The organism is Yersinia sp. 22-579 (assembly GCF_030433455.1).
GTDB lineage: Bacteria > Pseudomonadota > Gammaproteobacteria > Enterobacterales > Enterobacteriaceae > Yersinia > Yersinia enterocolitica.
On record NZ_JAUJTZ010000003.1, the window covers coordinates 269115 to 282749 of the forward strand.

Below are 13635 nucleotides of genomic sequence, written 5' to 3' on the forward strand. Positions count from 1 at the left end.
CATCGATTTAGTTGCCGATTGCTTTCCAGCCATCTTCGGTTTTCAATAATGTAACTGAAGTTGTTCTATTTTCATTATTAATAGCTACTTCTGCATTACACTTGTAAGTTTTGTCAGATTTTTTTATACAATCAATTTTCTTAACAGAATTAAGTTTCCTAAGCATTTCTTGTGATGCATTTGGATTAATAGCTCGAATTGCAGAATTCCCACTTTCTATCGATTTATTTAATGCATTCGAAATATCATTTTCTGAAGGCTCGCTATCACAACCAGCAAGTAAGAAAGTAGAAAGTATGATTGCAACAAATGTATATTTTTTCATTTTATTTTCCAGATGGACAATTTTTAACTGCGTTTAGGCGTATCTCGATGAATCTTCGATGTTTACCGGCCTGAAGTAAAAACGTTTGTACCGATCGATGTCACACTTATAATAGGTATAGTCTATCAAGATATGTTTATTGATCTGTAAAACCGATCGATAATTTCACATGAAATCAACGCATTATCCCTTCCAGCGAGTATGCTTACTTTTAAAGCATGGCAATTCTTCGTTATTTCAGTTGGTTAAAGCTTGCCTGGGATTGGGTTTGTAAAAAGGGTGGCAAGGCTTGGATGTTCATCACTCTTTTGAATTTTCGGAATGCATACAACAAACAAAAACCTAATAATTTCAATGCATTAATGGATTTTATCCAAACCATGAAGCGACGAGGTCTTACTTGTCTGATTTTCTTGCTATTTTGTAAATCGAAAACGGCATTGAGTATCTGCTGCCGCTTATCTTCTTTAACTACCGTCTTCGAAGCAGGTGTAGGAGCAACAGGGAGAGCAAGAGAAGCCTTAGCTATAGGAGTTAGGGCAATAGCAGAAGTAAGCGAAGCTATTTTCTCAGCAATAGTTAGCGATTCTCCTTGTTGCTTCGCTGGTGAAATTGGAGATATGTCAGTTCGCAAAGCTTCTGCGCGTTCAGGCTCGTAGTTGAGGAGCTTCTGCAAGTTTGACCAGGAATACTTTTTCCCAAGTTGTGAGGCTTTGAATGCAACGCTTTGGTATTCAAACGAGAATCCATTCATTTTTCCTGACGAAGCTCTGTTAGCTTTGCAGGCTACTTGGTTATCTTCGAGCCGTTTGATAAAAGTATTCAATTCAGGCTTTCCAGTTAGACTTTTATCAATAATATTTTGCAATTCTTTTTTATTGCAAACTTCACCAGTTCTTTTCTCATACATAGTTTCGTTCCGCGAGAGCTTCTTCCCTTTAACAGAACTTGCTGGTTTTTTCGGATCTGCCGCCTTTGTTATCGTGAGCCCATATTTGATTTCAAGTCTCTGAATGATCCGGCCACTGACCAAACTTTCATGTCTTCCTAAATTAATCTTCCCAGAGACAGAGTCTATTCGGTTAGCAATTATATGTATGTGTTGACCAACAGGATCATCATGAAGAACATAACAACGAAGGTGAGTGTCACTAAAACCTAACTGAGTCATGTAATCGTCGGCTATCTTTATCCATTGATCATTTGTGAGTTCGTCATTTTTAGGAAGTCTAAGGGAGTTATGCCATGCGGGTTTTTCTATGTCGGTTCTGAGCATACTTACTGTGTCGAACTCTGAGATCAGTTCCTTTACACAATCACCTGTCATGTTGCCCCCTATCACAATGGGAGCTTCACTATGGTGAGAACCAGGCTTCAACACATACTTCACGACATTGATAAAGTTTTTGTGTCTTTTAATCCGTTGCATCCCTTTCATGCGAGAATTTTACCTGACGGATGGTTCAGAAGCTGTCAGGCACGAACGAAGCTCATTAATCTGTCTCTTTACTGCGAAGATCTCTGTTTTCGTTAGCTCACTATTACTGCTTTTGGCATCAAGATGGCTTATAAGGCGGTTTAGCTTCTGGGATATGTCAGACAATGATTTCCAGGCTTCAACATTTATAGCAGGAACGACATACAGTGTATTCGTAATGATTCATTAGATGACTTTAATGTTTGATTATTACAAATAAGTTGGGAATTATTTGTATAGGATAAGATTATTGTATTACTCATAGAAACTCCTTTTCATATGTGTATGTATTCGCTACATAGTGAGCAATCCTTGCGACACTTATAATACAGTTATATTAGAAATTCAGTTTATGTCAATATTATGGTTGAGACTTTGACTTCCTTTTTTTCAACCGAAGGGCGAAAAAACAAGGGACAAGAGAAGCGGAGCTTCTCTTAGTCATACCTTGCATAACTACTTGCATAACCACTTGAAATTTAATTAGAATGATTATTCTTCGGTAAAATTTATTTAAAAGGAAATTAAACATGAAGATTGAAGAACAATACATTGAAAGTATTTATAGCTATTGTCAGGGTGTTGAAAGTCAGATTTATAACTTAAAGGAATATGCAAATGAATTGATAGTAGATGAAAGTCAAAAAACAAAAGGTAGGAAGCATCTTTCATCAGATGCGAATGATAATGTATCGCGGTATCTTAAATACAATCTTGGTTCAATATTAAATGCTCATGCAAGTGTTTTAGACTATTTCTTCAATTTATTACTAACAAAAGTTGGTTTTAGACAAGATGAACTAAATGGTCAGACATTTAGCCTAATATATGATAGATCGGCTATGTCGTTTTTAGAAAAAATAACTGGGGATGGAAAGAAAAGCAAAACATTTGAAGAGCTTAGATTGGATGAATTAAATGTAAAAATAGAGAAGTATAGAGAGGAGCATAAAGATAATCCAAAAGGTATGCCATATAATCTTGAGCTGATGAGGGAGATTTTTTTAGCATACTTCAAAGATAAACATTATACAATTCTATCAAAAAGAAAAGACGATATTGATGCAATTTGCGATATTCTTTTGGGTTATACTCAACGACTCCATCCAGCGATGGTCCACCAAGCATATAGTTCTGCTATATTAAAAGAATTAAATAATTTAATTAAACACAATTTCATTCCTGATATAATATCGCCAAGACCCTTTGAAGGTTTATATATTAATTTAACACTCGATAGTGTTCCCTATCTAAACGATGGCCTACTCAAGAAAATATTACAATTAGAACTTGCCGTGTTTAAAGATTCAGAATCTCTTATGAAAGAAAACAAAAACATTGCATATAAAGATATCCCTTTATTTAATGAAACGAATATATTCGGTTTTGAATTTATGAAACACAACCGTAGTGTTAATTTTTCCGAGTTTATGATAGATGGAATATATATAGTAAAAACAAATCCGGAAATAATAATTTCGTATGATGATATTTTAAAAGAGGTTCTTAAAACTATTGGCGATATAAGAGAATCTATCGGTTCGTTGATTACTGATGACAGACTAAATTATATAAAGAAACATTAATATAAATGATATCAATGGATTCACTCTTGAATAAGAGTGAATCCATTTATGAGATTAACTTTTACTCCATTGTTCAATTATCTTATCAAACTCTGAATCTACCCACTCTTTTCTCCATTCATCAAGGTATTTGATGTCAATTGAGGATGGCGGCATTGTGCATTTTTCTATTTTTACAATGGAAGGTATTGATATTGAATCCCCCATGATTAAGGCCTCACCTTCTTTAAGCGATGGTAGGAGGTTTGTAATATCACCTACTGTATCCGGCAGTAAACGTTTAACATAATTTTGATCGTCTGGGTTCGTTAACCGCATTGAAATAAAAGTATTACACTGAGAAAATATTGTTTCTGAGATTTCAGAAGGTCTTTGACTTGCAAGGAGAAGGGTTACACCGTATTTTCTTCCCTCTTTGGCAATCCTCTCAATTGCCTCTTTGGATGTTCTGTATTTGCTCAGATCACTTTTAGGAGCATATTTATGTGCTTCTTCGTAAACAATCAAAATTGGGATATCTTGGTTCTCATTTAATTTTCTTTTGATTTTTTTTGAGTGATAACCAAATTCAAAAATTAACCGAGATATCAATGATACACATATGCTAAGTACTTCAAAAGGAACACCGCTTACATCAAGTATTGTAATGTTTGATTTATCTTTTCCATAGCTTATTAAAGTTTCTAATGTTTCTTTAAATGTTACGGATTTGCTACCTTCACCCAGAATAAAATCTAATCTCTTATCGAATATTTTACTTTGTAATCGATCAACAAAATTGAGAAGTTTTCCATTTAATGCACCGGCTGAACTTCCATCAGGAGTTAAATTCTCTTTGAATAACCTATGCGCATTTTTATTGTCAAACTTAAAATCCCCTTCCTCATCTGACCAAATATGTTCATTATCTTTATTTTTTCTTTCATTATTTCTATTGTTAATGTAATTGATGACTTCATTAATATCGAAATAATATGGCGAGTGAAAGCTTATTATTTCCTTTGTGGCTGGATCTCCTTGAAAATGTCTCTTTTTATTTAATGTTATTGCCTGACGGAACACATTTCTCTGATTGTGATCATTTGCTTCTGTATCAAGAAAAAGTTCTTCTAACTCGTCGCCATTTAATAGCCAATATGGAAGAGTTAATGTATCCACATTTAATACATTTGAATTAGGGAATGCATTTTCATATTCAGAATGTATATCAAAAATAATTATATGAGAATTGTTTAATCCTTTATAACCTTCTTGCTTTTCATCTACGGCTTTTTGAAGTATTTTGGCAACAGTGTGGGATTTACCTGAACCCGTTGAACCTACGATAGCGATATGTTTATTGAAAAATCTATTTCCATTCACAGGTACGGATACTTTGGTGTTAAGCGATAAGCTTGAAAAAGTGAAGCGATCATTTATATCGATACTATCTGAGTATATGGATATTATTTCGTCTAATTTCGCTGGTTCCACTCTTTTAGGAGGAAGTGCAAGTGAATCTCCACCGCGATAGAATTTTCCATTTTTAACAAGACCTATTGGGCTTGCTTCTATCATGTATTTCTGCTTTTGGCTTTCTTTAACTTCAATAGAAAAATTATCTATGATCGCCAGAAGAGCAACGTCTTGATTATCTGAAACCCTTAAATAAGATCCTACACCTAATTTTTCTTCTGCTATCTTAAACTCTTCAAGATCGTCTACGGAAATTTTTAATTTATTTGGCGATACTGATACTACTTCTGCATTAATATCATTATTCCTGCTCATTACACTATCTCCTTTATGTCGGCAAAGTCTTTAACTTGTATGTTTACCTGGGGTAGGTGGGATGGGATATCAAGGCAGTTTTCCGTATAGAACTGGTAAACTTCTTTTCTTATATGAATACTGTTCAGTATTTCATTGAAGTCATCTATGTCGTTGATAAATTGGAAGTGGATTTCTTTATTTGAAAAACCTTCGACTAACATTTTTGGAGTAAATACACTTCCTTTAAAAGGGTATCCATCAGCGAAAATTAGATCTTCATTGAATAATTGATTCTTCAATTCGTATAACTTATCTTCGCTGATGCCATGAACAAGTAAAAAAGGAGAATATGGTCGATCTGCTCTTTTAGATAAATTAGACCAATTTAATTGTATTTTATATATACAGTCTTTAACTGTTTTTATATCAGTCTTGTCTTGAAATTCCAAGATGAAAAAACGAGCATAAGGAGAGGTGTTTACACTTCTGCGTATGAAAGATTCTTTTAGTTTTCTTAAATATTCTTTTCTTCCTTCATATTGGTAAAACCATATGTTAAATAAGACTTTTGATTTATTGATGCTTTCAACAAAATCAGATTTTTTTATCCGTCTTTCTTTTTTATTACAAGAGATATCATATGTTTTTCTGAAAGCATTAGAATAAAGATAATGTTCTGCCTCATAATCTTCACATTGAAAATGGTTTTTTATTATTTGTATGGTTTGTTTTTTTTGATCAGCAAATGATTTTGCATTGATATTTATAATTAACCGATCCAAAAAGGCTTGTAGATCCTCTTCGGTAAGCCCATTTTCTGTATGGTACTCATGTTTGATTTTTTTTTCAGTGTAGGTGAGGAAATTAGATTTGAAAAATTCGACTTTTAATGGGAGTGTCAACTTTTCTTGACCGGATTTATAATGCCCAAAAAGATAATAATTCGCCCCTGTTTCTTTATTGTCCTTAAAATGTGACAACATTAATCTTATGGGCTTAGATATAACGGAGTGGTTATAATCTGTACTTTCATAATATTTGCATTGTATTGCAGTTAAATGTCCATCGTTGTAGACATCAATATCTTCAATGCACTCTATATCAATCGAGTCATCCATTTGTGGTAACGAAAAAATCTCAATAATCGTTTTATCAACCTGATAACAATACCCACGAATTGTATCAACTGCACTTCTGTCCACTTTGTTATCCTTTTTGAGGTAAGGTGTTAAAAGTTTATAAAAATATGCTGTGTTAATAACAATGCAATGATTGCATAGCTTTATGATTCTGCCACAAAGACAAGCCATTGACATGCACAAAGAACCAAAAACATTACCTTTCAATGCTAATTATTAAGAAGTGAATAATATGATGGTGATAATAAATTTTTAATTTCTTGCCTGATATCTCAAAAAGTAGCCCATATGTAACCTATGTTTATATGACTATTTTTAATTTTCAATATAATCAGTTGGATATGTTATATTTTTCAATACTGCTGCATCATTGGGGTGTGGGAATCTAGCTTATCAGTATTATTCATGCGGTTATGTTTTCTAGTTAAGTCCTTTTTCCAGCCGATATACTAGCCCAGCAGCCCGAAAACTGACATAGCTAAAACTCGAGACGACTCGCAAACAAGGCAGATTAGCCCCAGAACAAAGGGGCCATACAGCTATCTCTCTACGGATGGGGTTGGTTCTACCTGAATGCAAGGTTTTCGGGGAACAGTGTATGAGCTATCTGGCGCAGGTGATTGGCTTGTATCAGGTCATTCTGATACTGGGTAATCATGATAAGGCTTTGATAAACATTAGGATCATTGTGCAATTGAATGTATTGCTCAGCCCATACTCTGAACTGGCTCAGTAATGCCGGATCGGGATTGTGGTTAAATTGCAGCAACAGATTGATATGTCGAATATATTGGTATCTTTCCCACTGTATATAAGGATTTACCAGGTTGTCTAATGGCTGCATGTTAACCAAACCACTTCTTTCACTCAGTGTCAGTACTCGGCCAGTTTTAAAGCCCGTAATCATAAATAGCAAGGTGCAACAGGCTAATAGCACAACAATGCCATGCAGCCAGCGCCGCCAATGAGATGGGGGAAGCGGCCTTGATATCAATATATGTTCTGGAACCATCAATCGGCCCAATAAAATCAGCACCAACCAATGCGCGGCAGATTGATAAAGAGGGAGTTCGGTCATCAGATGCAACGCTATCGGTAAAGTTAGCACCCAGAGAGGGAAAACAACCTTGGGCTGAATCAAAAGCGGTTTTATATATCCGATAGCTAATACCAGCATCCCCACCAGTGCCACAATGCCGCCCTCGGCCCAGCCATAAAGCACTTCATTATGGGGATGAGAAGGAAAAGAAAAGGGGGTAGGCACGCCTATGTTTTGTATCAGCTTTTGGGCAAAAGCAGACTCAAAGCTACCATAACCCCAGCCTTGCCACGGCTGTTGTCGTATCATGAGCCAGGTGTATTCGAGTATTAACCAGCGCTCTTTATTACTCCCCTCTTTGGATACCAGCGAGCCGCCGATCATCTGCTCCAGCAGATAAGCAGCGACCAAGAGACTGATCAGGCTGCATAGCCATAACCAGGCCATTTTCCGCTGACGCCAGTAATAGAGAGAAAGCAATAATAAGGTTGTTACTCCTCCGACCCAGCCAATCCTTGATTGCAATAGCAATAACATGCCGGGGAAAACCAGTAGCGTAAGGGTGCTTATGATTCTTATGACACGGTAGCTTGAAACCATAAACAGATAGGCTGCGATGGCATAACCGGTTGCCAAATAGCTAGCCAGAACATTGACTTGCTGGAATATGCCATAAGGGCGTTGGGCAGGATCAAACTCCATCCAGTTATCCGCCGTAAAAACAAACCATTGCAGTAATGCTAACGTGGCCTGCACCCAAGCAGACAACAGTATCAGTAACAGCCAGCCCTGCCGCGTAGTAGAGCTTAATTTCAGCCGAAACAACCCCAGTAGCAGAATTATTCCGCCCCACAAACCGAGTACACGTGGCAACCAGGCTCCGACATGTTGTAATGATGCAGGCCACAATCCAGGAAGCGTTATCATCAGTGCGCCAATCAGTAGCCATAGCTTGCCCGGAGAGGTCACCACATGGGGTTCTTCACTTTGTAGCCAATAGAGTGTCATCACCAGCAACGCAATCATGGCCCAGATGATGATGTTATGAGGAAGATGTAGTCCGGAGCCGCCTCGATTTACCTCATAGTGCAGCATGGAGATAAATGTAACGGCCATGAGCAGCAAAACAATGAGGTTAACTTTGCGCACTGAAAGTGTCGGTTTTATGGATGGTAAAGATAGTAATTTCATTATTTTCAATTGGTTGCTGTTTTTTAGACATGGCAATACCGGCTCGATCGTTAGCGGGCTATTCGGTATCGTGAGTCATAAATACTCAATAAGAGCGATTATCTTTATTTTTCAGTTGGATAAGCAATAAACCAGCGTAATGAATTCATCACTTTAGTTTCTGACATTTTTACTCGATTTTCATCGACCAACTTCATTAATACTAACCTTGCAGTGTAAATATCCAGCTGTGCTTTATCAGCAAGTTCTCTTGTTTTTGGCCAATTGATTACAGGAGGTGGAGATTCGCTGAACTGTTCTTTAAGAGCATGACAGTATTCTTCCAATATACCCATAACTTCTTCTTTACGTTGGTCCTTAGGTTTCATTGATTAATTCCTCATGTGATTTAAGTTTTAAGAGTATCTTATTTTTAATTTCTAATATTCTTATTGCTGTGTTTATATTTCCTACATATTAATTGGAAATTTCCTACAAATAAAAAGACTATTCATACAAGTGATATTCTATCTTCTTATTTATTTCATATGGCTTTTATAATTCTTATTCTCATCGTCAAAATTAGTGCGAATAAATTTAACAATTAGAAGAAAATACTTAGGCTAATAATTATTTTATTTAACTTTATAAAGACATTTCTTTATATTTCAAATGACAACTTTATCAAGAGTATAAATACTCATTAAATTCAGCACGTTATGTTGTATTTTTGTGTGATAAGATATCACGTACATTTGAATTAAATAAAGAAGCGACAAGGTTTGTATGTAATATAGCTAAGCTTTTCCTGCTTTTACCGTTAGACTTATAAGGATTTAATCTCGATTATAATTTGACTTATGGAATAATCAATAATTAATTTTGAAAAATAGACTTTTAGCGATCTAATCTGTCGATTTGTTCTTTTTTTTAGAGCTATATGTCGAAGGTGCAATGTTTATCGATCAAAGTTATCGATATTATTGTTTTAAATTAGCCAATTAAGTTAAACACTCTGAATTTTGACGCTTTGAATTAAATGACTATGAACCATGACGTTATATTTGTATTATCTGCATCGAACAAAAGGGCTCTATCGTTATTTAAATTCTTTCTTAAGATGTAGGAATTTCTCAATTCCTCCATTTCAACTTTATGGCTCTAGGCTGTTGGCGGTTTATTTTCTCGTATTTAATCGATAAAAAACCGTATGGATTTATATTTTTAAAACTACTTCGATGCGGCATTTACTTTGATTTTATTAAGGTAATTCAGCGGGCAAATTTTAATTGTGTATAAAGGAATCACGTAATGAAACTGAATAAAACTATCTTGGCTGCTGGTCTGGTATTAGGTTTTGCTTCTATGGCTAACGCGGCTGATCAAGGCCAAGGTACTGTGACTTTTAATGGTTCAATCATTGATGCACCTTGCTCAATCGCAGCAGGTTCAGATGCGCAGACTGTTGAAATGGGCCAGATCTCTAACGTGGCACTGCAAAATGGCGGCAAATCATCGGCACATGATTTCAAAATCAAATTGGAAAACTGTGACACCACAACTTTGAAAACTGTAACCACCACCTTTGGCGGTGCAGAATCAGCAGCAGTACCTGGCCTGCTGGGTATCACTGGTGTAGCTGAAGGTGCTGGTATTGCGATCGTCGATGGTACTGGTTCTGTTATTACTCTGGGTACTGCGACTGAGCAGCAGACTCTGGTTACTGGTAACAACACCTTGGCATTCTCTGCTTACCTGCAGGGCAGCACTGCATCTGACGCTATCAAACCAGGCAGCTTCTCAAGTGTTGCTGACTTCACCCTGGCTTACCAATAAGTCACTCTTTTCTAATTGGACATGCGGAAAATCCGCATGTCTTTTTCTCTTGAAAAAGAGACGTATTGGATGAGCTAGGTGATTTATGTCCAGGTCATTTTTTTTAATAGTGCCTCCTTCCTTACTGATGGCGTCATTGCTGAGTTTGTCGGTAATGGCAGACCCCATGAAGACAGATTGGGGCCGCGTGAGTATGGAAGGAAGTATTACTGATACTGCTTGTGCGATAGATCCCGGCAGTCTGGAACAGACGATTGATATGGCGATTTTCCCTATCGGTCAGTTAGTTCAGAACGGTGTCGGGGATGAGCACCCGTTTGCGATCCGCTTGCTCGATTGCACGATAGTTCACCCAGATCCAGACAAGTCGAACCAGCAGCATTTTGTTGTGACATTTGATGGTGCTGCGGACGGTAATAATTTTGCGGTTAATGGTGACGCCGAGGGAGTGGCAATGCAAATCATTGATGATAAAGGCAATGTTTCGAATCCCGGGGTGGTATCACCGGAGATCAATATTATCCCTGCTGAGATGAAACTCAATTATGCCCTGCGGTTAGTGGGCAATGGCAAGACGTTGCGTGCTGGAACTTATCATTCTAGCGTTCGTTTCAAATTGGATTATTACTGATTTCAATGAGTAAGGTGACATATCTCATGGTATCCGCTCGTTCCATCACCTCCGGTTTTGCCCGTCGTGATTTATTGCGAATTTTGATTGCAGTTGCATTAAGTGGCAATGCTTATGGTGTGTTGGCCAGCGATGACATTCAGTTTAATACCGATGTATTGGATACCAAGGATCGCGCTAATTTTGACCTGAGCCAGTTCTCCCAACGCGGCTACATCATGCCTGGGAATTATAACTTGTTGGTTAGCATGAACAAACAGGAGCTTAGCGAACAGCCGATTGTGTTTTACGTCTCAGAAAAAGATGCAAAAAAAAGCGAGGCGTGTTTAACACCCCAGTTAATCGAGTTGTTGGCATTGAAAGAGGATAGCTTCAAAAAGCTGACCTGGTCGCGTGATGGGGAGTGTCTGGATATTAGCAGTTTACCCGGCTTGACCGTGGAAGGTGATTTGGCGAAGTCATCGCTGTACTTGAGTGTGCCGCAAGCCTGGCTGGAATATAGCGAACCGGATTGGGATCCGCCTTCTCGCTGGGAGGAGGGTATTCCTGGTGTGTTGTTCGATTACAACTTGTTAGGGCAATTGAACCGCCAGGAAACGAATAATACCAATAACAATACGTTAAGCGGCAACGGGACCACCGGCGCTAACCTGGGTGCCTGGAGATTTCGTGCTGACTGGCAGATGCGTGTTGACCAATCATCGGGTTCATCGACTGAGCGCCAATGGGATTGGAGCCGTTATTACGCTTATCGAGCTATCCCGAGTCTGGGAGCAAAGTTGACGTTAGGGGAAGATTTTCTGAATTCATCCATCTTTGACAGCTTCCGCTTTAACGGCGCTAGCCTGGCGACGGATGACAATATGTTACCGCCAAATTTACGTGGCTATGCCCCTGAAATTACGGGTGTTGCTCGTACCAATGCGCGGGTAGTTGTCAGTCAGCAAGGGCGTGTGTTGAGTGAAACGCTGGTTGCTGCCGGCCCTTTTCGTATTCAGAACTTGAACAGTTTTGTCTCTGGGACGCTGGATGTGCGGGTAGAGGAACTTGACGGGCAAGTTCAACAATTTCAAGTGAATACCGCCAGTATTCCTTACCTGACCCGCCCCGGAATGGTGCGTTACCGTATCGCTGCCGGTAAGCCTTCGGATATCGGGCATCGGGCGGAAGGGCCAATGTTTGGCACCGGGGAATTCTCCTGGGGGATCAACAGTGGTTGGTCACTGTTTGGTGGCGCGATGAGTGGTGAAAACGAATATCAAGCGGCATCTATGGGGATTGGCCGTGACTTGATGGAATTTGGTGCGGTGTCGGTTGATATGACCCAATCATGGGCAACTTTACCCGAGCAAGGCTCTTTGAGCGGTGGCTCTTATCGAGTCAACTATTCGAAAAATTTTCAGGAAACAGGCAGTCAGGTAACGTTTGCTGGCTATCGCTTCTCTGAACGTAATTTTATGAGTATGAGTGAATATCTCGACGCGCGTTATCGCAACAATGACGTGGGTGGCAATAAAGAGATGTACACCATCAGCTTTAACCAACAATTTCAGGATTTGGGGCTGAGCGCGTATCTGAACTATAGCCATCAGACCTATTGGGATCGCTCGGCGAATGACCGCTATAACCTGGCACTCTCGCGTTATTTTGATATCGGTAAAGTGAAAAATGTCAGTTTGACCTTCTCTGCTTACCGTAACCGCTATAACGAAAGTAATGACGATGGCGTGTATTTGTCCATGTCGATGCCATTTGGTAACAGCGCAACCATCAGTTATAGCGCGACGGTAAGTGGCAGTGAACATAGTCAGCGAGTGGGCTATACCGATCGTCTGGATGCTCACAACAACTACCAGATCAATACCGGGGTAGCACGTAGCGGCGTGTTAGTTAGTGGTAACTACAACCACATCGGGAATAGTGCGGATATTAACGCCAATGCCAGTTATCAGGAGGGGCAATACTCTTCCGTTGGTTTAGGTATTCAGGGCGGCGCAACTATTACAGCTGAAGGCGGTGCTCTACATCGGGTGAATACCCTCGGCGGCACCCGATTGTTACTGGATACCCAAGGTGTATCTGGCGTTCCGGTTCAGGGATATGGCTCATCAATACGCACCAATCAGTTTGGTAAAGCGGTAGTCGGTGATGTGAATAGCTATTACCGCAATCGGGCCAGTATTGATATCGATAACCTGGCTGACGATGTTGAAGCCAGAGGTACCGTAGCACAGGTCACACTGACCGAAGGTGCTATTGGTTATCGCCGCTTTAATGTGATTTCCGGCGAAAAGGCGATGGCGATGATACGTATGGCAGATGGCACATCACCGCCATTTGGGGCCACCGTATTAAATGAAAATCAGCAAGAGACCGGTATTGTTAACGACGATGGTTCCACTTATCTCAGTGGGATCAAAGCGGGTGAAACCATGTCAGTGCGTTGGAATGGTGAGGCGCAATGCAGCATCACCTTACCGAAGGCTCTTTCTCCAGCAATACTGGCGAATCTACTGTTGCCTTGCCAGCCAATAGCCACGGGGGATAAACCTCAGATATCACAGTAGAAAGGTTTAGTAATGAACCTCAGGCTGCTGACAAACCCCAACGACTCGATCTTGCAAGGTAAGGACAGGTAGAAGAGTAAAGCGTCCGCGCCAGGGACGGCGCGGCTCGAGCC

The 13635-nt window shown here is 39.1% G+C and carries 10 protein-coding genes; 4 read left to right on the plus strand and 6 right to left on the minus strand.

Annotated elements, in window-relative coordinates:
- Window positions 1-7: 7 nt before the first annotated feature.
- Together QSV56_RS05280 and QSV56_RS05285 are read right to left on the minus strand one after the other, a co-directional pair.
- Window positions 8-325, minus strand: a complete 318-nt coding sequence (locus tag QSV56_RS05280) for a cell wall-binding protein (protein WP_301211165.1) — start codon at window positions 323-325, stop codon at window positions 8-10.
- A 232-nt stretch (window positions 326-557) separates the two neighbouring features.
- Window positions 558-1763 (minus strand): relaxase/mobilization nuclease domain-containing protein, encoded by a 1206-nt coding sequence (locus QSV56_RS05285; RefSeq protein WP_301211168.1) that lies wholly within the window; start codon window positions 1761-1763, stop codon window positions 558-560.
- Between the two features lie 569 nt (window positions 1764-2332).
- On the opposite strand from QSV56_RS05285, the gene QSV56_RS05290 reads away from it, so the two are divergent.
- On the plus strand, window positions 2333-3388 hold the full coding sequence (locus QSV56_RS05290; RefSeq protein ID WP_301211171.1) for a hypothetical protein: 1056 nt from the start codon (window positions 2333-2335) through the stop codon (window positions 3386-3388).
- A 54-nt stretch (window positions 3389-3442) separates the two neighbouring features.
- Here the strand turns inward: QSV56_RS05290 and herA are convergent, their stop codons facing one another.
- The 4 genes from herA to QSV56_RS05310 form a co-directional block, all read right to left on the minus strand.
- Complete coding sequence (gene herA, locus QSV56_RS05295) at window positions 3443-5158, minus strand: anti-phage-associated helicase HerA (protein WP_301211174.1); 1716 nt, start codon at window positions 5156-5158, stop codon at window positions 3443-3445.
- Window positions 5158-6342, minus strand: a complete 1185-nt coding sequence (locus QSV56_RS05300) for a DUF4297 family anti-phage-associated protein (protein WP_301211176.1) — start codon at window positions 6340-6342, stop codon at window positions 5158-5160. Before QSV56_RS05300 ends, herA begins: the two co-directional genes overlap by 1 nt.
- A 502-nt stretch (window positions 6343-6844) precedes the next feature.
- Window positions 6845-8509 carry an O-antigen ligase-like protein WaaL-xs gene (gene waaL-xs / locus QSV56_RS05305; RefSeq protein WP_301211179.1) on the minus strand — a complete coding sequence of 555 codons (1665 nt, stop codon included), beginning with the start codon at window positions 8507-8509 and terminating at the stop codon, window positions 6845-6847.
- A 104-nt stretch (window positions 8510-8613) separates the two neighbouring features.
- The gene (locus QSV56_RS05310; protein WP_019080437.1) at window positions 8614-8877 is read right to left on the minus strand and encodes a FaeA/PapI family transcriptional regulator; all 264 of its coding nucleotides are present in this window, start codon (window positions 8875-8877) and stop codon (window positions 8614-8616) included.
- 922 nt (window positions 8878-9799) lie between these two features.
- Between QSV56_RS05310 and QSV56_RS05315 the strand changes: the two genes are divergently transcribed.
- From QSV56_RS05315 to QSV56_RS05325, 3 genes are all read left to right on the plus strand, one after another.
- Complete coding sequence (locus QSV56_RS05315) at window positions 9800-10324, plus strand: fimbrial protein (RefSeq protein ID WP_005163272.1); 525 nt, start codon at window positions 9800-9802, stop codon at window positions 10322-10324.
- 127 nt (window positions 10325-10451) lie between these two features.
- Window positions 10452-10955: a fimbrial protein gene (locus QSV56_RS05320; RefSeq protein WP_046051553.1), complete on the plus strand. Its 504-nt coding sequence runs from the start codon at window positions 10452-10454 to the stop codon at window positions 10953-10955.
- Between the two features lie 26 nt (window positions 10956-10981).
- The gene (locus QSV56_RS05325; RefSeq protein WP_046051552.1) at window positions 10982-13522 is read left to right on the plus strand and encodes an outer membrane usher protein; all 2541 of its coding nucleotides are present in this window, start codon (window positions 10982-10984) and stop codon (window positions 13520-13522) included.
- Window positions 13523-13635 lie beyond the last annotated feature (113 nt).

What these genes read in the sequence shown, in the direction of transcription:
- QSV56_RS05285 (WP_301211168.1), bottom strand. Translation starts at nt 1,763, where the DNA reads ATGAAAGGGATGCAACGGATTAAAAGACACAAAAACTTTATCAATGTC.
- QSV56_RS05280 (WP_301211165.1), bottom strand. Translation starts at nt 325, where the DNA reads ATGAAAAAATATACATTTGTTGCAATCATACTTTCTACTTTCTTACTT.
- QSV56_RS05315 (WP_005163272.1), top strand. Translation starts at nt 9,800, where the DNA reads ATGAAACTGAATAAAACTATCTTGGCTGCTGGTCTGGTATTAGGTTTT.
- QSV56_RS05320 (WP_046051553.1), top strand. Translation starts at nt 10,452, where the DNA reads ATGGCGTCATTGCTGAGTTTGTCGGTAATGGCAGACCCCATGAAGACA.
- herA (WP_301211174.1), bottom strand. Translation starts at nt 5,158, where the DNA reads ATGAGCAGGAATAATGATATTAATGCAGAAGTAGTATCAGTATCGCCA.
- QSV56_RS05310 (WP_019080437.1), bottom strand. Translation starts at nt 8,877, where the DNA reads ATGAAACCTAAGGACCAACGTAAAGAAGAAGTTATGGGTATATTGGAA.
- QSV56_RS05325 (WP_046051552.1), top strand. Translation starts at nt 10,982, where the DNA reads ATGGTATCCGCTCGTTCCATCACCTCCGGTTTTGCCCGTCGTGATTTA.
- QSV56_RS05290 (WP_301211171.1), top strand. Translation starts at nt 2,333, where the DNA reads ATGAAGATTGAAGAACAATACATTGAAAGTATTTATAGCTATTGTCAG.
- waaL-xs (WP_301211179.1), bottom strand. Translation starts at nt 8,509, where the DNA reads ATGAAATTACTATCTTTACCATCCATAAAACCGACACTTTCAGTGCGC.